This window comes from Bradyrhizobium sp. Cp5.3 (genome assembly GCF_000426265.1).
Classification (GTDB): domain Bacteria; phylum Pseudomonadota; class Alphaproteobacteria; order Rhizobiales; family Xanthobacteraceae; genus Bradyrhizobium; species Bradyrhizobium neotropicale.
This window is the reverse complement of record NZ_AUFA01000028.1, coordinates 63,340-80,782: the sequence shown is the minus strand read 5'-3', so window position 1 is coordinate 80,782 and position 17,443 is coordinate 63,340. Positions and strand designations below refer to the sequence as shown.

The 17,443-nt window shown below is 64.7% G+C and carries 14 protein-coding genes; 6 read left to right on the top strand and 8 right to left on the bottom strand.

The window, feature by feature from the left end; all coding sequences use genetic code 11:
- Positions 1–99: 99 nt before the first annotated feature.
- Together K289_RS0129355 and K289_RS52475 are read right to left on the bottom strand one after the other, a co-directional pair.
- Positions 100–1,512 carry a mannose-1-phosphate guanylyltransferase/mannose-6-phosphate isomerase gene (locus tag K289_RS0129355; protein WP_027554764.1) on the bottom strand — a complete coding sequence of 471 codons (1,413 nt, stop codon included), beginning with the start codon at positions 1,510–1,512 and terminating at the stop codon, positions 100–102.
- A gap of 7 nt (positions 1,513–1,519) precedes the next feature.
- Positions 1,520–1,720: a hypothetical protein gene (locus tag K289_RS52475; protein WP_027554763.1), complete on the bottom strand. Its 201-nt coding sequence runs from the start codon at positions 1,718–1,720 to the stop codon at positions 1,520–1,522.
- Positions 1,721–2,365: 645 nt separating this feature from the next.
- Between K289_RS52475 and K289_RS0129345 the strand changes: the two genes are divergently transcribed.
- Together K289_RS0129345 and K289_RS0129340 are read left to right on the top strand one after the other, a co-directional pair.
- Positions 2,366–3,325 (top strand): lysylphosphatidylglycerol synthase transmembrane domain-containing protein, encoded by a 960-nt coding sequence (locus K289_RS0129345; protein ID WP_027554762.1) that lies wholly within the window; start codon positions 2,366–2,368, stop codon positions 3,323–3,325.
- Positions 3,322–4,332, top strand: a complete 1,011-nt coding sequence (locus K289_RS0129340; RefSeq protein WP_027554761.1) for a glycosyltransferase family 4 protein — start codon at positions 3,322–3,324, stop codon at positions 4,330–4,332. Before K289_RS0129345 ends, K289_RS0129340 begins: the two co-directional genes overlap by 4 nt.
- A 6-nt stretch (positions 4,333–4,338) precedes the next feature.
- On the opposite strand, the gene K289_RS0129335 is transcribed toward K289_RS0129340, so the two are convergent.
- The 4 genes from K289_RS0129335 to rfaD all read right to left on the bottom strand — a co-directional run bounded on the left by K289_RS0129335 (position 4,339) and on the right by rfaD (position 10,124).
- Positions 4,339–6,252, bottom strand: a complete 1,914-nt coding sequence (locus K289_RS0129335; protein WP_027554760.1) for a nucleoside-diphosphate sugar epimerase/dehydratase — start codon at positions 6,250–6,252, stop codon at positions 4,339–4,341.
- A 99-nt stretch (positions 6,253–6,351) separates the two neighbouring features.
- Positions 6,352–7,638 carry an O-antigen ligase gene (locus K289_RS0129330; protein ID WP_027554759.1) on the bottom strand — a complete coding sequence of 429 codons (1,287 nt, stop codon included), beginning with the start codon at positions 7,636–7,638 and terminating at the stop codon, positions 6,352–6,354.
- On the bottom strand, positions 7,635–9,119 hold the full coding sequence (gene rfaE1, locus K289_RS0129325; protein ID WP_027554758.1) for a D-glycero-beta-D-manno-heptose-7-phosphate kinase: 1,485 nt from the start codon (positions 9,117–9,119) through the stop codon (positions 7,635–7,637). The genes K289_RS0129330 and rfaE1 overlap by 4 nt, the downstream gene beginning before the upstream one ends.
- Positions 9,120–9,143: 24 nt before the next feature.
- Positions 9,144–10,124: an ADP-glyceromanno-heptose 6-epimerase gene (rfaD, locus tag K289_RS0129320; protein ID WP_027554757.1), complete on the bottom strand. Its 981-nt coding sequence runs from the start codon at positions 10,122–10,124 to the stop codon at positions 9,144–9,146.
- A gap of 155 nt (positions 10,125–10,279) precedes the next feature.
- Here rfaD and waaF point away from each other — a divergent pair, with 155 nt between their 5' ends.
- Entirely contained in the window at positions 10,280–11,350 is a 1,071-nt protein-coding gene (gene waaF, locus K289_RS0129315) for a lipopolysaccharide heptosyltransferase II (RefSeq protein WP_035686206.1), read from the top strand.
- A gap of 85 nt (positions 11,351–11,435) precedes the next feature.
- Here waaF and K289_RS0129310 read toward each other — a convergent pair whose 3' ends face one another.
- Positions 11,436–12,203: an outer membrane protein gene (locus tag K289_RS0129310; protein ID WP_027554755.1), complete on the bottom strand. Its 768-nt coding sequence runs from the start codon at positions 12,201–12,203 to the stop codon at positions 11,436–11,438.
- Between the two features lie 316 nt (positions 12,204–12,519).
- On the bottom strand, positions 12,520–13,557 hold the full coding sequence (locus tag K289_RS0129305; RefSeq protein WP_027554754.1) for a glycosyltransferase family 4 protein: 1,038 nt from the start codon (positions 13,555–13,557) through the stop codon (positions 12,520–12,522).
- Between the two features lie 127 nt (positions 13,558–13,684).
- Here K289_RS0129305 and galE point away from each other — a divergent pair, with 127 nt between their 5' ends.
- The 3 genes from galE (at position 13,685) to K289_RS0129290 (ending at position 17,377) form a co-directional block, all read left to right on the top strand.
- Positions 13,685–14,698, top strand: a complete 1,014-nt coding sequence (galE, locus tag K289_RS0129300) for a UDP-glucose 4-epimerase GalE (protein WP_027554753.1) — start codon at positions 13,685–13,687, stop codon at positions 14,696–14,698.
- Between the two features lie 132 nt (positions 14,699–14,830).
- Positions 14,831–16,639: an ABC transporter ATP-binding protein gene (locus K289_RS0129295; protein ID WP_027554752.1), complete on the top strand. Its 1,809-nt coding sequence runs from the start codon at positions 14,831–14,833 to the stop codon at positions 16,637–16,639.
- Positions 16,640–16,675: 36 nt separating this feature from the next.
- A complete protein-coding gene (locus K289_RS0129290; protein WP_027554751.1) occupies positions 16,676–17,377 on the top strand; it encodes a fumarylacetoacetate hydrolase family protein in 702 nt (233 codons plus the stop codon).
- The last annotated feature ends 66 nt before the right edge of the window (positions 17,378–17,443 follow it).

Here is a 17,443-nt window from a genome sequence, read left to right as displayed (position 1 = left end):
TCCGGACACGATTTGATTCAAAAAGTTACACGTTCCCCGGGCCTTAGCCGCCAAAGATACCGCCTTTACGGCCCGGATCGCATGATTCGGAGTTTGCTGTTACGACCTTTGATAGTCGTCTTCAATCCGGATGATGTCGTCTTCCCCGAGATAGGAGCCGGTCTGGACCTCGATCAGTTCCAGCATGATTTTGCCGGGATTCTCCAGCCGGTGAACGGCGCCCATCGGGATATAGATCGACTCGTTCTCGTGCACCGTCTTCACCATTTCGTTGACGGTCACCCGGGCCGCGCCGCGGACCACGATCCAGTGCTCGGCACGATGATGGTGCTTCTGGAGCGACAGCCGCCCGCCCGGCTTGACCACGATGCGCTTGACCTGATGGCGCTCGCCATTGTCGACGGACTGATAGCTGCCCCAGGGCCGATGCACCTTGAGATGCTCCTCGGTGACCTTCGGCGCGATCGTCTTGAGCTTGGTCACGAGGCGCTTGAGGCCATTGGCGTCCTTCTGGCGCGAGACCAGGACCGCATCCGCCGTCGCCACCACGACGAGATCGTCGACGCCTTCGAGCGCGACCAGCGCTGAATCGGTCGTGACGTTGCAATTGCGGGAATCCTCGAACGCGACGGTGCCGTGCGCGGCATTGCCTTGCGCGTCCTTCTTCGACAGCTCCCACACTGCGTGCCAGGAGCCGACGTCGGACCAGCCGCAGGACACCGGCACCACCGCGGCGCGCGCGGTCTTTTCCATCACGGCGTAGTCGATCGAGATCGCCTTCACCGAGCCGAACGCCGCCTGCTCGAGCGTCACGAAGCCGAGATCGCGGCCGGCATTGGCGACGGCATCGGAAACCGCCTGCACGCTCGTCGCGTCGATTTTGCGATATTCGTCGAGCAGCACGGCGGCCGGGAACATGAAATTGCCGCTGTTCCAGAGATAGCCCGAGTTGACGTAATCAGCCGCCTTCACGGCGTCCGGCTTCTCGACGAACTTTGCAACCGCGTGCACCTCGCCGGAGATCGCCTCGCCCGGGCTGATATAGCCGTATTCAGTTGCCGGCCGCTCCGGCTTGACGCCGAAGGTGACGATGTGGCCGGTCTGGGCCGCAGCGAGACCTTCGCGGCACGCAGCGACGAAGGCGGGATTGTCCTGCACCACATGGTCGGCGGCGAGCGCGAGCACGATCGCGTCGTTGTCGCGGCTCTGCGCAAAGACGGCACCGGCGGCGATCGCCGGCCCGGAGTCCCGCCGCATCGGCTCGAGAATCACGTCGGCTTCGATCCCGATCTCGGCGAGCTGCTCCAGCACCATGAAGCGGTAGGACGCATTGGTGATGACGATCGGACGATCGAACAGCGTTTCGTCCGAAACGCGCATCAGCGTGTCCTGGAAGGTCGAGCGGGTGCCGAACAGCGGCAGGAACTGTTTGGGGCGCACCTCGCGCGAGGCCGGCCACAGCCGCGTCCCGGCGCCACCACACATGATCAGGGGAATAATGCGTTTGTCCATCGTCATCTCAAACCTTGAAGTAGTCGCGATAGCAGGCGACACAGTTGCGGACCCCTTGCTCGATCGGATTCGACTGGACGAATCCGGTGTCGCGCATCAAGTCCCCGATAGCGGCGAATGTCTCGAGCACGTCCTTCGGCTGCATCGGCAGCAGATCCTTCATCGCCGTTCGACCCAGCTCGCACTCCGGAAGACTGACGGCATGCATCAGATCCTCCGGGCGGTGATGCCGACACTGTCAACGCGAGACGGCGCATTTGCGGCAGCCGGATCATCCGCAGGCACCGATCCGTGAGTTTGGATACTACACGGGTTACGTCCTCAACATAAGTGAGGTCATGAGTGAGGTCGCGGGGCATTCTGCCATGGTTAAAGAGCCGGATCGGCCTGCCTGCAATGATCGCATTCACAAACGGAAACATGACCATGTCAGGCCGTCCCCACCAGCCGGATTTGGTCAAGACGCGCAGGCGCGCGCTCTGCACGGCAAACCAGTCTAGCCGCGGCGCCATAAACGCAGGATGACGACGCGCCGACGAGATGACGACAGCCTTCGAGCTGCCGGACGGCCTGATCAAACCGGCGGCACAAGTGACCAAGGTTGCCTGAGCCGTCATCCAGTTCCCAAAGCGTGCTTCGCCGCGCCCACGCCGGGCGCCTCTTTAGCCGCTGCGTCGAGGGGGTCGCAATAGCCCCGACGCTCCGATCAGGGCCCTCTCATCGGGGCTCTTTCATCAGAGCTCTTTCATCAGAGCTATTGCAAGATTGGCGCCAAAACCATACCAAAGCGGCCAAATTCGGCGCCTCGCGTCGGGTGACCTCAATCATCGCAAACCCTGTTCATGCGGGCGAGATGCGCCGAATCCTGCTGTCGACGATCAAAATCCTGATCTCCGCCGCGCTTCTCTATCTGGCGCTGCGCAAGGTCAACCCGTCCGAGCTGATTTCGCGCTTCACCGTGACCAGCCTGTTCTGGATCGGCATGGCGATCGCGGTCACGTTCCTGCAGATCTTCATCGGCGTGCTGCGCTGGCGCGAGATCAGCGCCGCGTGCGGCGCGCCGCTCGAGCTCGGCCGGGCCATGCGCTACAACGTGATCGGCGCATTCTTCAACCAGACCCTGCCCTCCGCGATCGGCGGCGATGCGGTCCGGCTCTGGCTCGTCGCACGTGCCGGCGCCGGCTGGCGCGCGGCGACCTACTCGATTTTCGTCGACCGCGCGATCGGACTGGTTGCGCTTGCAATCCTCATCGTCGCGAGCCTGCCGTGGAGCTACAATCTCATCACCGATCCGAATGGGCGCTCGGCGCTGCTGCTGCTTGACCTGGCCGCGCTTGCCGGCGGGATCGGCTTTCTGATCTTCGGTGCGCTGAAATGGTCGTGGCTCAAGACCTGGTGGGCCACCCATCACATCCATGCCTGCGCCGTGATCGCAAATCGCGTGATCTTCAACCGCACGCGTGGACCGCTGGTCGCAATCCTGTCGATTGTCATTCACGTGCTGGCGGTCGTGATCGCCTGGTGCGTGGTGCAGTCGATCGCCGCGCCGGTGAGTTTCGGCCAGGTCTTCCTGCTCATTCCGCCGGTCATGCTGATCACGTTGATGCCGATCTCGATCGCCGGCTGGGGCGTGCGCGAGGCGACCATGGGTCTGGCTTTCGGCTTCGCCGGCCTTGCCGCCAATGAGGGCGTCAACGTCTCGCTGCTGTTCGGCGCCGTCTTCTTCATCGTCGGCGCGTTCGGTGGCCTGGTCTGGATCTTCAGCGCGGAGAAGGCCGCGCAAGGATCGGCCCCGATCGAGGTGCCGGAGTGACGACGTTCGTCTCCGGTCCGGAAATTGCGGTGGGGCTGGTACTGGCCGCGCTGCTGTCTGCCTGTATCACCTGGCGGAGCATGCCACTGCTGCAGCGCTACGCACTTGCCCGGCCAAACGCACGCTCCTCGCATCGGATCCCGACGCCGCAGGGCGCGGGTATCGCGGTTGTCGCAGCCACCCTGCTGGTCGCCACGCTCTGGGCCACCTGGACCTATGCCGCGATTCCATTACCCCTGATCGGCGCCACCGTGCTGGTCGCGCTGGTCGGGCTTGTCGATGACATCAAGCCTCTGCCGGTCGTCGTACGGCTGTTGTTGCAGGCAGCAGCCGTGATCACCATCGTGTTCTCGGCACCGGAGACGCTGCGCATCGTGCCCGCCCTTCCGCTTGGCTTTGAACGCGTCCTCATCGTCATCGCCGGCGTCTGGTTCGTGAACCTCGTCAACTTCATGGACGGTCTCGACCTGATGACGGTGTCCGAAGTGGTGCCGACGACGGCTGCGCTCGGGCTGCTTGGATGGTTTGGCGACCTCTCACCGTCCACCGGACTGCTCGCGACGGCCCTTTGCGGCGCCATGCTCGGCTTTGCGCCCTTCAATCGCCCGGTCGCCAAGGTCTTCCTGGGCGATGTCGGCAGCTTGCCGATTGGCCTATTGCTCGGTTGGTGCCTGCTGGAGCTCGCCTGGCGCGGCCAGATCGCCGCGGCGCTGCTGCTGCCCGGCTACTATCTCGCGGATTCCACCATCACGCTGTTTCGGCGCATCGCACGGCGCGAGCCGTTCTGGTCGGCGCATCGCACGCATTTCTATCAGCGCGCCACCGACAATGGCTTCAAGGTCCCGCAGGTGATCGGCAAGGTGTTCGCGCTCAACCTCGTGCTCGCGCTGCTCGCTATCGTCACGGTCCGCACCGGGTCGAGCACGATCACCGCGCTTGCGCTCGTGGCCGGAGCGATCGCGATCGGCGTCGTGCTGCGGCGCTTCTCCCATCCTCGGGCATCCTGAGGGACGTCAGGCGGCAGTCGAGCCGAATTCCGGCACCGCATCCTTCAAGATAGTCCTGATGGTGGCCCGATCATCCCGCGCGATCGCCTGCTCAAGTGCCGTGATCCATTTGCGCAGGGTCTGCATCGGCGGCTCGTTCGGCTGCGCGGCCATGATGCCGGCGATACCGATCTCGGCCGTCGGCTCCTCGGAGGCGAACAATATCTCGTGCAAGCGCTCGCCCGGCCGCATCCCCGAGAACACGATCTCGATGTCGTGGCCGGGCTGGAGCCCGGACAGGCGGATCATCCGCTCGGCCAGATCGACGATCTTGACCGGCTGGCCCATGTTGAGCACGTAGACCGACACGTTCGAACGCTGCGTGCCGAGCGCGTGTGTCGCCGCCGTGACGACGAGATCGCACGCCTCGCGGATGGTCATGAAGTAGCGGACCATGTCGGGATGGGTGACCGTCACCGGGCCACCGGCCTCGATCTGGGCCTTGAACTTCGGCACCACCGAGCCGTTCGACGCCAGCACGTTGCCGAACCGGACCGAGATCAGCCGCATCGGCGGCTTGCCGCCGCCGGCCGCGACCGCGAGGTCGTGATCGAGCGCCTGGCAATACATCTCCGCGAAGCGCTTGGTCAGGCCGAGCATCGACACCGGCTCGATCGCCTTGTCGGTCGAGATCATCACCATCGCGTCGGCACCGGCGGCCAGCGCGGCGTCGGCCACGTTGATCGAACCGAAGATGTTGGTCTTGACCCCTTCGCTCCAGTCGCGCTCGAGGATCGGCACGTGCTTGAGCGCAGCGGCGTGGAACACGATGTCCGGCTTGAACTCGGCCATCACCCGCATGATGCGCTCACGGTCGCGGATGTCGGCGATCCGGCCTTCGATCGTCGCCATGGCACCATGCACCGCGAGAGCTTCCGTGACCGCATAGAGCGCCGGCTCGGAGTTCTCGATGATGAGAAGACGCGCGGCACCGAAGGCCACGAGGCGCTCGCAGATTTCGGCACCGATCGAGCCGCCGCCGCCGGTGACGATCGCCGCCTTGCCCGCGATGAGGGCTTCCAGCCGCGCATAGTCGATCTTCTCGCTGGGCCGCAATAGCAGGTCCTCGACCGCAACCGCGGTGAGCCGCGGCGTGTCGCCGCTTTCGAGCGAGGGCATGCGGTTGACGATCATGCCGAGCTTGCGCGCCCGCATCAGGGTCGATTCCGGATGAGACTCGGGCTCGAAGGCGGACGGCGTCATGATGACGCGGGCGATCGCCTTGTTGCGCTTGGCGAAGTCGTTGTTGATGTCCTCGAGGTCGTCAAGGCCGCCCAGCACCGGCACGTTGCGGATGGTCTGGCCGCGGTCCGCGCGCGATGGCGACAGCACGCCGACCGGCCAGAGGCGCTTGATGGCACCGCTCTCGATGCCGCGCAGGAGCACCTCGGCATCGGCGGCGCGGCCGATCAGAAGCGTCGGCGCGGCATCGTCGTTCCGGGCGTGGCGGCGCACGCGGGTATAGCGGAAATAGCGATAGGCCAGGCGCGATGCGCTGAGGAAGGAAATTTCAAGAAACCAGTAGAGGACGATCGTCACCTTACCGAGAAAAAAGGCGCCGCGGACGTTCGGGGCGACGAAGATATAGTCGAGAACCAATAGTGCCACCGTCAGCACGGTCGCGACGCGGATGATGTTCAGCGCGTCGGGCAGCGAGATGAAACGCCACTTGGTGTCGGTCAGGTTGAAGATGAAGAATACGACCACGCTGAAGGCGAGGAAGTAGGGCAGGATCTGGAATAGCAGCGGCAGGCGGTGGAAAAAGCCCTCGTGGCCCTCGAACCGCAGGTAAAAAGCGACGAACAGCGCCGCCGCGGTCGCCAAGAGGTCGTGGAGCGCGATGAGGAGTTTGCGCAAGGTGAGATGCGAAAGACGCGTCATCCGCCGGCCGATGAATATCCAGTTTGGTGCAACCTGACCGCGCTGATAGCCCATATCAGCGAGACTTGCCAGCGCAAGACTCGCCAGCAGCGCGGCGGCTCAGGAACCGGCTTCCCCCACTTTCGGCGCGTCGCGCCGCGCTCCCAAGACCATGCCGCCGGCAACGCCGACGCCGAGGACGTACATCCAGCCCTCGTGGAAGTCGAACAGATGGGAGTTGAACAGCGAGGTGAAGATGTTCTGCACCACGACCAATAGTCCGATCCAATTGACCAGTCCATCGCCGCGAAACAGGAGAAGATGGAGAATCCAGGTCGCGTAGAGAACGACAATACCAATGACACCCCACTGCACGGCGACGTTCAGCGTCTGGTTATGCGGATTGCCTACCACCTCGCCGGAAGCCTGGGTGATGCCTCCGATCGCGACCTGTTCGAACAGTCCGCGCGTCGCGCCGGTACCATGGCCCCTGATGGGTGCCTCAGCGAAGAAGCCGAGGGATTTCCGCCAGAATTCGAGCCGCAGGCCCATCGAGGTCGCCGCCCCCCTCTCCCTGTAGAGTTGATAGTCGCTCGAAAATGTGTCGGCCGTGCTGCGCAGGTACGGCGAGGCCTGCCAGGCGACCAGCGCGGCGACAACGAGGCCCGCGGTGATGATCAGGATGCTGCGCCACCTCAGATGAAGCAGCGCGAACACCGCGAACATGATCGGAACCGTGACCAGCGCGGTGCGCGATACCACCACGAAGGCCATGTTGGCGAGGAAGCTGAACGCAAGCGCAGTGAGCAGTCCGGCGAGCCAGTACCGTTTCTCCCGCAGCAGCATCACGACCGGATAGGCGAGCGCGACCGCGCACACCGTGAATTCCTGGCCCTGGTCGATATGATTCTTGACGATGATGCCGCGCTCGATGCCGCCCGGCTTGATCGTCAGGCTCGGATAGAAGGCGACCAGCCAGGATGCGGCCGCCAGTAATGCGCAGGAGACGAGGAAGGCGGTGAACACCCAATATCCGCGCGACGAGCGCTCAAAATGATAGAGCAGGATCGGAAGCACGAGCAGCTTGACCGTGGGATTGACCGCATAGAGTCGCGCACCCCACGCCGCATCCGACCACAGCGTCCCCACCAGCGCCAGCAGGAACAGCGCGATCGGCGCCGCGCAGATCGGACGCTTCAGGTGTTGCAGGAATGCCCTGAGATCGAGGAACGGCACCATACAGACGAGCATCAGGGCATTGAAGATACCCACAAGCGACGTCGACCAGGGCAGCGAGGCCGCGGTCAGGACCGCAAACACGTCGACAGTCTCGCTCCAGGCCGCCGGACTGCGCAGGCGCCGCAGTAGCAGCGCGCTCGTTGATTCCTTCTGCGCGAGCGCCGTCACTTGCTCCCACTCCGTGCGCGATGGACCAGCGCCGTCGTGCTGAAGCCCTTGAGGATGTCGACCAGCACGACCGTTCCGCCCGCGGCCTCGACCACTTCGTGGCCGACCACCTGCTCGCGGGTGTAGTCGCCGCCCTTCACCAGCACGCTCGGCTTGATCTGCGTGATCAGATCGATCGGCGTATCCTCCTCGAAGATGACGACGAGATCGACGGCTTCCAGCGCCGCAAGCACCTCGGCGCGCGCACGCTCGTCCTGGACCGGGCGGTCGGCGCCCTTCAAGCGTCGCACCGAAGCGTCGCTGTTGAGGCCGACGATCAGGCGGTCGCAGGCCGCCCGCGCCGCCGTCAGGACCTTGACATGGCCGGGATGCAGGATGTCGAAACAGCCATTGGTGAAGCCCACCCTCTGTCCCTGCCTGCGCCATTCGGCGAGCTGCGCGTCCAGCGCACCGGCCTCGAGCACGATCTTCTCCTCCGCCGCGAGATAGGCATGCGGCAGGATCTTTCGCCGCAGCTCGGCCGTGCTCACGCTCGCCGTGCCCTGCTTGCCGACGGCAACGGCGGCGGCCGCATTGGCCATGCGTAGCGCCGTGTCCCAGTCCGCGCCCGCCGCAAGCGACACCGCGAGCGCCGCGGCGACGGTGTCGCCGGCGCCGGAGACGTCGCGCACCTTCACGGGGTAGGCCGGCACGTGAACCGCCTCGCCGCCACGCGGCACCAGCGTCATGCCGTGCTCGCCCAGCGTGACCAGGATCGCCTCGCAATCGGCAAGCCGCATCACGTCTTCCGTGGCATCGACGATGCTCTGCGTGGTGTCGGCGCGGCTGCGGGTGGCTTCCGCAAACTCCTTGCGATTGGGCGTAAGCAGCGTGGCACCGCGATAGATTGCCCAGTTGAGGCTCTTGGGATCGACGATCACGGGCTTGCCGAGTTTTCGTGCAGCGTCGATCACGTGGCGGATCACGCGAGCGGTCAGGACGCCCTTGGCGTAGTCCGAGAGCAGCACGACGTCGGCGCGCGCAAGCTGCGGCAGAATCGCCTCGATCAGCTTCGTCTCGACCGCGTCGGAGGCAGGCTGCGCCTGCTCCCAATCCGCACGCAGCATGTGGGTGGAGAAATGCTCGGAGACGAAGCGGACCTTTCGCGTGGTCGGCCGCGACGGATCGCACACCAGCACGCTTTCGATGCCGGCCTGCTCCGAAAGCGCAGCCGCGAGCCGCTTGCCACCGTCGTCATCGCCGACGAGACCGATGAAGATGCAGCGCGCGCCGAGCGATGCCACGTTGCGGGCGACGTTGCCGGCGCCGCCGATATGGCTCTCGCTGCGCTGCGCGGCGATCACCGGCGCCGGGGCTTCCGGCGAAATGCGCGACACCTCGCCATAGACGAACTCGTCCAGCATGATATCGCCGATACACAGTACCGTGCGGCGCGCGATGTCTTGTGCGAGGGCATCGAAATCGAGAATGGGCGTCGGCATGGTGCTTACTATGATCCTTGGATCTCAGCGGAAGCGATCGGGCCGGTCGAGATAGCCGCCAACATAGGCCTTCACCGCATCCTCGAGCGTCGTGAAGCCGCCGTTATAGCCGGCTCGGTGGAGACGATCGACCTCGCTCTGGGTGAAGTACTGGTAAGCGCCGCGGATCGCCTCGGGCATGTCGACGTATTCGATGTTAGGCCTGGTGCCGAGCGCCGCATAGGCTGCCAGCATCAGGTCCTTGAAGCTGCGCGCCTTGCCGGTTCCGACATTGAAGATGCCGGACACCGATGGCGTCGCGAGCAGCCACGTGATGACCCGAACGACGTCGTCGACATAGATGAAATCGCGGCGCTGATCGCCGTCGGCGATGCCCTCGCGATGCGACTTGAACAGCTGCACCATGCGCCCTGCCCTGATGTCGTCGAAGCGCCGCGCCAGCACGCTCATCATCGAGCCCTTGTGGTACTCGTTCGGGCCGAACACGTTGAAGAATTTCAGGCCGGCCCATTGCGGCGGAAGCTTCTCGCCGCGGGCGACGCGCTCGGCGACGGCAAGATCGAACAGATACTTGCTCCAGCCGTAGAGATTCATCGGCCGCAACTTCTTCAGCGCGGCGAGCGAGGCGTCGTCATCAAAGCCTTCCGCGCCGTCGCCATAGGTTGCCGCCGACGAGGCATAGATGAACGGCACCGTGTTCGTCGTGCACCAGTCCAGGAGGCGCATCGACAGGCGGAAATTGGTCTCGATCACGAGATCGCCGTCGGTGGCGGTGGTCTCGGAAATGGCGCCGAGATGGATGATGGCGTCGAGCTTGCGGCCCTTCAGCCAGTCGAGCAGCTCGGCCGGGGGAACGATGTCGGCAAGCTGGCGCTTGGCGAGGTTGCGCCACTTGCCGTCGGTGCCGAGGTGATCACAGACCACGACGTCGCTGCGGCCGGCATCATTCAACGCGGCGACGACATTCGATCCGATAAAACCGGCCCCGCCGGTCACCAGCAACATCCAAATTCCCTGCCCGATTGTGCGGCCCGGTCCTGCCGTAGCGCATGATCCGCCAAAGTGTAAGCGGTTTTGGGATCAGTCCTCAGGCACCTTTACGTTCCGCCTCGGAGCGGCTAACCGAACCGCCATATCAGCGCAGCCGACCCCATCAATAAATGAATCAAAATTCACAAATTGGCGGAACTGAGGACCCGAGCGACGCGCGCCCGATCCTGATCGTTCCCTATATGTGGATCGGCGATTTCGTCCGGAATCACACGGTGGTGCGCGTCCTCAGGGAGCGCTGGCCGAATCGGCCGGTCGACCTCCTGACCACGTCCTTGTGCGCTCCGCTGGTCGATTACATGCCGGGCGTCCGTCGTGGCATCGTCTGGGACCTGCCCCGCAGCCGGCTCGCCGTCGCCCGCCAGTTCGGCTTGGCGCAGCTATTGCGCGAGCGGAACTATGGCACCGCCCTGGTGCTGCCGCGAACCTGGAAAGCGGCCATCGCGCCGGCGCTGGCGGGTATTCCCGAGCGGGTCGGCTTCGTGGGAGAATTCCGGTTCGGCCTGCTCAATCGCTGGCGATGGGGCGAGAAGCGGCTACCGCGCTTCATCGACAAGAACGCCGCCCTCGCCCAGCCCGACGGTGCCCCGCTGCCACCGGAATGGCCGGTGCCGCAGCTGCGGGTCCCGGCCGAGGAGATCGCGCGCTGGCGGCAGGCCAATGGCCTCAGCGCGGGAGCAGCCGTGGCGCTCGCGCCGGGCTCAGTCGGCGTCTCCAAGCGCTGGACTTATTATCCCGAGGCCGCCCGCCTCCTGGTCGAGCAGGGTCTGGAGGTCTGGGTGGTCGGCGGTCCCGCGGAAAAGGGGCTGGCCCAGGAAATCGTCGCGGCGGGCGGACCGGGCGTGCGGGACCTGACCGGCACGAACTTGCGCAACGGCGTTTTGGCCATGGCGGCGGCAGGCGTCGCGATTTCCAATGACTCAGGCCTGATGCACATCGCGGCGGCGCTGGGAACGCCGACGATGGGCATCTTCGGTCCGACCGACCCCTATCTCTGGGCGCCGCTCAACGGCCTTGCCGAGACCGTCGTCCAGAAAAAAAGCGTGCTGTCCTGCCAGCCCTGCCAGAGCACCATCTGCCGGATGAACGACCATCGCTGCATGCGCGACATCGCAGCGTCGGAAGTCGTGGCGATCGCGCAGCGGGTGCTCGCCGAAGCCGGCGCGCGTGCCGAGCGGTAGGCGGATAGCCCTTCATCGGGGAGCAAAGTCAAAATAGAAAGGCCGGCGCAACGCCGGCCTTTCCAGGACTAAAGCGAAGGCAAGGTCAGTACTTCGCGACCACCGGCCCCCCGAAGCGATAGTTCAAGCGGACCAAGCCCATGTCGACGTCCTGGCTGATTCGGTAGCCCCCGAAGAGAGCTCCCGCGGGGTTGGTGAAATTAACATCGCGGTGTCCCAGGAAGATGTGATCGTACTCGACACCCACCGACCAATTGGGAGCGAAGCCGACTTCTAGACCGGCCCCAACCGTGCCGCCCCAGCGAGTCTCGCGAGCGGAAGCGAGGAGCGTGCCGGGAACAGCGGCGCCCGGCCCCGTCAAGATGTCGTCCTTGTCACCGACCACCGCCGCGCCGCCCTTCGCATACAGCAGCACATTGTTCCAGGCGTAGCCCACCTGCCCCGTGATCAACCCGAAGGCATCGATCCGCGTACGATGTCGGAAACCGGTAGAGAGACCGATGTTATCGCCCGAGAAATCGGCCCAGTTGCCCTGCCCCTCGAGACCGAACACCCAGTTGGCCGTCTGCCAACGATAGCCGACCTGACCACCAACCGTGCCGCCGGTTGAATTGTGGCATCCCTCGCGAATAGCAGGAACGATCGGAAACCCTGCATCCGAAATCGCATCCCTGCACGCATGCGCCGAGCCACCCCCGCCGTTGAGTCCGATGTAGAAGCCGCTCCAATCGTAGATGGCCGCAATCATGGGCGGCGCTTTGGTGTAAGGCCGCGCCGCGAGGTCGGCCGCGCTGGCCGGAGCCGAGATTGCCAGCGCAACGGCACCAATCACACCAGTCAGAATTTTCTTCATCGAAAAGGCCCCAATCAATCAAAGCGCCCCGGCGCTCGGCAACCAATGATTGATAGGCGAAATCCTGTCTGCATACTGTAGTGCAGATGCAACACTTGGCGGACGTCACTCACGCCTTGGACGTCTCATATGGGTCATGAACGACAAGTGGACGACTTTTGCGATGATGAACGTCTAGAGGTGTTTTGCCCGACGTGTCAAACGGCTTCGAAAAATCCGCAAGGCTTCCACCGGCGGTCAAGGCATCGCACCAGCCGTCATCGGCTACTTTGCATGGGGTTGTTTTCGATATTTTTGTTGCGCCCGGAGTGCTGGCTCAGAGCAGCGGACGATAAACGTCCCCGATCCGCGCCGCCTCGGCATCGAGGCTGAATTCTGCCAGCACGCGCTCACGCCCGCGCTGCCCCATCGCCGTCGCAAGCGCCACATCGCGCATCAACGGCTCGAGCGCCGCGACGAGCGCATCGACATCGCCGGGCGGCGTCAGCACGCCGGTGACGCCATCCTTGACCACGAGCTCGGCCGCGCCCGCGCGCGCGGCCGCCAGCGCACTGCCCGCCGCCATCGCCTCGATCAGCGTCAGGCCAAATCCTTCGTTGCGCGAGGTGAAGGCATAGATCGTCAGCCGCTGATACCAGCGCTGCACCTGTTCGATCGGCAACTCGCCGGTGATGACGATGCGCGATTGCAGACCGGCGGCTTCAATCCGCTTCTTCAGATCGTTCGCGAACGCAAGCTGCTCGGTCGTGACCTGGCCGACGATGACCGCGGTGAAATCCGGATACCGCGGCAAGAGGCGGCACATCGCATCGACGAAGACGTCGGTGCCCTTTTGCGCGCGCACGCGACCGAAGCAGCCGATGGCGTAGCGGCCCGGCAGCCCGCTCTCGGCAAAAGCCGCAGCGCGATCCTTGGGCGGCGCATAGACGTCGGTGTCGACGCCGTGCGGAATCACGGTTGCCTTCACTTTCAGGAACGATGCGGAGATTTCGCTGGTCGCGATGATCGCGTCCATCCGCCGGATCAGCCAGCGCGTGATCCAGCTATGATGGCGCTGCGCGGCCGAGGTGAAGACGAGCCTCAAGGGCCAGCCGAGCGCGCGCAGCATGACGCCCGCGATCATCTCGTTGTTGCGGCGTGCATGCCAGACTAGCTGTGCCTTGCGGCGCCACAATTTCAGAAAATCGGCAGCGCCGAGGCGCGCGATCCCCTCAGGCGCGTCCGAGCCGAACCACGCCGCGCGCAATAGCTTCGCCAGGCGCGGCGCCACCATGCGGTTGGTCGCGGTGACGCCGGAATAGCGCCTGTGCAGATTTGGCACGATCACCTGGAGATCGCCGGGGAAATTCGCCACTTCACGCTCCGTTTCGGAAGCCCCCTATACGCAACATTAAGCATAGTGACCAGTTCAGCCGCGCCGAAACCCCCTCTTCACCGCGCAAACGTTAGCTTTGGCGGATGATCGAAAGACGGGTGAGATCATGACTGTGCTAGTCACCGGCGGCGCCGGCTATATCGGAAGTCACACGGTTCTGGCGCTGGCGGAAGCCGGCGAGGACGTCGTGGTGATCGACGATCTCTCGACCGGATTTTCCGCCTACCTGCCCGAAGGCGTGCCGCTGTTCATTGGCGACGCCGGCGACGAGAACCTGCTCGAAGGCGTGATCGCCCAGCACAACATCGAGAGCATCGTCCATTTCGCGGGCTCCGTCGTCGTGCCGGACTCGATGCGCGATCCGCTCGGCTACTACCGCAACAACTTCATGACCGCGCGCAATCTGCTCAACGTCGCAGTCAAGCGCGGCATCAGCCGCTTCATCTTCTCCTCGACGGCCGCCGTCTACGGCAATCCGGACCAGGTGCCGGTGCCCGAGCACGCGCCGACGCGGCCGCTTTCGCCCTATGGCTCGTCGAAGCTGATGACCGAGATCATGCTGCACGACGTCGCCTCCGCCTACGGCATGCAATATGTCGTGCTACGCTACTTCAACGTCGCCGGCGCCGATCCGCAGGCCCGCATCGGCCTTGCCACCGTCGGAGCCACGCATCTGCTCAAGATCGCGGTCGAGGCCGCGACCGGCCAGCGCGCCAAGATCGACGTGTTCGGCACCGACTATCCGACCCAGGACGGAAGCTGCATCCGCGACTTCATCCACGTCAGCGACCTGTCGCAGGCGCATCGCTCGGCACTGTCGTACCTGCGCGGCGGCGGCGCCTCGACGACCCTGAACTGCGGCTATGGCCGCGGCTATTCCGTGCTCGAGACCATCGACGCCGTGCGGCGGGTCTCGGGGCGCAGCTTCGCGGTCCAGTATGCCACGCGCCGGCCCGGCGACATCATGGCGATGGTCGCCGAGACGAGCCGGATTCGCAGCCTGCTCGACTGGCAGCCGCAATACGAGGACCTCGAGACCATCGCGGCGCATGCGCTCGCCTGGGAGGAAAAGCTGTTCCGCGAGCGCCACGGCGAGCTCCGCCACGCCGCCTCGGCCTAAAATCCACCCTCCTAAATCCAGCCCTGCGCAAGTCCTTAATTGGGCTTGAAAAGCCTCGCTTTAGCGGGCACAGAGGCCATTCGATCCCTGACGCGCGGGCAGGCTTTTCCCTGCGCCGTCAATGGACTACGGATGGCCCAGTTTCCAAAGAAAATCACCGACGATCCCTATGCGGCAGCGATCCTGATTCGCCGCCTGGTCATGGAACAAGGGATCACCTACTGGCGGCGTTATCTTGTCGCCTTCGCGCTGATGGCGCTCGCCGCCGGGTCGACCGCGGCGGCGACCTACGTGCTCGGCCAGGTCATCAACCAGGCCTATGTCGACAAGAACATCCCGGGCATCGCGATGTTCTCGGGCATCACCGTCATCCTGCTCTTCATCAAGGGCGTGGCGACCTACGGCCACATGGTGATCCTGACCAAGATCTCGAACGCCATCCTCGCCACCAACCAGCGGCAGCTCTTCGCCAAGCTGATGCGCGAAAGCGTCGGCTTCTTCTCCGAGCGGCATTCATCCGAATTCCTGGCGCGGCTGACGGCCGGCGCCAAGTCGATCACCGACGTCCTCAACATGCTGGTCAACGCCATCGGGCGCGACCTCTTGATGCTGCTCGCCATGATTGGCGTGATGGTGTGGCAGGATCCACTGATGTCGCTCATCGGCCTCGTCGCGGTGCCGCCGGCGATGCTCGTGCTGCGCAAGCTGGTCAAGCGCATCAAGGGCCTCGCCTATAACCAGTTCACCGGCACCGCCGACATCCTGGAGACGATGCAGGAATCGCTGCAGGGCATCCGCACGGTGAAGGCTTTCACGCTCGAACAGACGATGCAGCACCGCATCGACGAGAACATCGCGATCGTCGAGCGCAATGCCAACAAGATGGCCCGCGTCGCCAATCGCTCCAACCCACTGATGGAAATGCTCGGCGGCTTCGCAGTTGCCGGCTGCCTGCTCTATGGCGGTTACGCCGTGGTCGCGCTCAACGCCACGCCCGGCGCGTTCTTCTCCTTCATGACTGCGTTCCTGATGGCGACCGAGCCGGCCAAGCGGCTGGCGCGGCTCAATATCGACCTCAACAGCCAGCTCGTCGGCGCGCGCATGCTGCTCGAGGTCGTCGACAGCCCGGCGAGCGAGCATTCCGACGACGACAAGCCGGCGCTGAAGCTCTCTGATGCGCGGATCGAGCTGCGCGACGTCAGCTTCGCCTATCGCTCCGGGGAGACCGTGCTCAACCGCATGAGCTTCACGGCCGAGCCCGGCAAGGTCACCGCGCTGGTCGGCCCCTCCGGCGGCGGCAAGTCGACGGTGCTGGCGCTGCTGCTGCGCTTCTACGAGGTGACGCAGGGCGACGTCGTGATCGACGGCCAGTCGATCACGACAGTCTCGCGCAAGTCGCTGCGGGCGCAGACCGCCTATGTCGGCCAGGACGTCTATCTGTTCCGCGACACCATTCGCAACAACATCGCCTTCGGCCGGCCCGGCGCAACCGAGAACGAGATCATCGACGCCGCGAAAGCGGCCTGCGCGCATGATTTCATCATGAGCTTCCCGCTCGGCTACGACACGCCGGTCGGCGAACACGGCACGCAGCTCTCCGGCGGCCAGCGCCAGCGCATCGCGGTCGCGCGCGCGCTGATCAAGAACGCGCCGATCATCCTGCTTGATGAAGCGACCGCCGCGCTCGACTCCGAGTCCGAAAAACAGGTGCAGGAGGCGATCGAGCATCTCTGCCAGAACCGCACCACCATCGTGATCGCGCACCGCCTGCACACCATCATGCACGCCGACGCGATTCTGGTGGTCGAGGGCGGCGAGATCGTCGAGCAGGGCCGGCACGACGAGCTGCTGCGCCGCTCCGGCCGCTACGCCTCGTTCTTCCGCCTCCAGCATCACGACGCCGGCCCCCAGGGGCTGGCGCCGATCAGCGCAACCGCCTAGCATTCCTCATCACCCCAAGAGCAGCGAGACCGCTTCATGAACGCCGCCTCCTACGTCATCCCGCTTCCGCCCCAGGCTTCGCTTCCCGTCGTCGGCGAAAGCGGCCGCTACCCGGTGCGCCGCATCTGGTGCGTCGGCCGCAACTATCTCGAGCACATCCGCGAGATGGGCAACGACGAGCGCGCGCCGCCGTTCTTCTTCGCCAAGCACGCCGACATGCTGGTGTCCGATGGCGCCACCATTCCCTATCCGCCGCTGACCAAGGACCTGCATCACGAGGTCGAGCTGATCGTCGCCATGAAGAGCGGCGGGCTGAACATTCCCGCCGACAAGGCGCTCGACCATGTCTACGGCTACGCCGTCGGCATCGACCTCACCCGCCGCGACCTCCAGATCGCCTCGCGCAAGAAGGAGCGTCCGTGGGAGATCGGCAAGTCGTTCGACGGCTCCGCGCCGTGCTCCGCAGTGCAGCCTGCATCGAAGATCGGCCATCCCTCCAAGGGCAAGATCTGGCTCACGGTCAACGGCAAGGAAGCGCAGAAGGGCGACCTCACCGAGTTGATCTGGAATGTGCCGGAGATCATCTGGCAGCTCTCCCAGCAGGTGAAGCTCGCCGCCGGCGACATCATCATGACGGGCACGCCGGCCGGCGTGTCGCAGCTCCAGCCCGGCGACAAGCTCGAATGCGGCGTCGACGGCGTCGGCACGCTGAAGGTCTCGATCGGCCAGCCGGAATAGGCTCGCGACGAGCGCTGAAGACACAAAGCCCCGGAGCACGCTCCGGGGCTTTCGCATTGAGGACGT

Bases quoted from the DNA above. Each gene is read 5' to 3' on its own strand.
- K289_RS0129290 (WP_027554751.1), top strand. From the start codon at position 16,676: ATGAACGCCGCCTCCTACGTCATCCCGCTTCCGCCCCAGGCTTCGCTT.
- K289_RS0129310 (WP_027554755.1), bottom strand. From the start codon at position 12,203: ATGAAGAAAATTCTGACTGGTGTGATTGGTGCCGTTGCGCTGGCAATC.
- K289_RS0129335 (WP_027554760.1), bottom strand. From the start codon at position 6,252: ATGACGCGTCTTTCGCATCTCACCTTGCGCAAACTCCTCATCGCGCTC.
- galE (WP_027554753.1), top strand. From the start codon at position 13,685: ATGACTGTGCTAGTCACCGGCGGCGCCGGCTATATCGGAAGTCACACG.
- rfaD (WP_027554757.1), bottom strand. From the start codon at position 10,124: ATGTTGCTGGTGACCGGCGGGGCCGGTTTTATCGGATCGAATGTCGTC.
- K289_RS0129345 (WP_027554762.1), top strand. From the start codon at position 2,366: ATGCGCCGAATCCTGCTGTCGACGATCAAAATCCTGATCTCCGCCGCG.
- K289_RS52475 (WP_027554763.1), bottom strand. From the start codon at position 1,720: ATGCATGCCGTCAGTCTTCCGGAGTGCGAGCTGGGTCGAACGGCGATG.
- rfaE1 (WP_027554758.1), bottom strand. From the start codon at position 9,119: ATGCCGACGCCCATTCTCGATTTCGATGCCCTCGCACAAGACATCGCG.
- waaF (WP_035686206.1), top strand. From the start codon at position 10,280: ATGAATCAAAATTCACAAATTGGCGGAACTGAGGACCCGAGCGACGCG.
- K289_RS0129355 (WP_027554764.1), bottom strand. From the start codon at position 1,512: ATGGACAAACGCATTATTCCCCTGATCATGTGTGGTGGCGCCGGGACG.
- K289_RS0129295 (WP_027554752.1), top strand. From the start codon at position 14,831: ATGGCCCAGTTTCCAAAGAAAATCACCGACGATCCCTATGCGGCAGCG.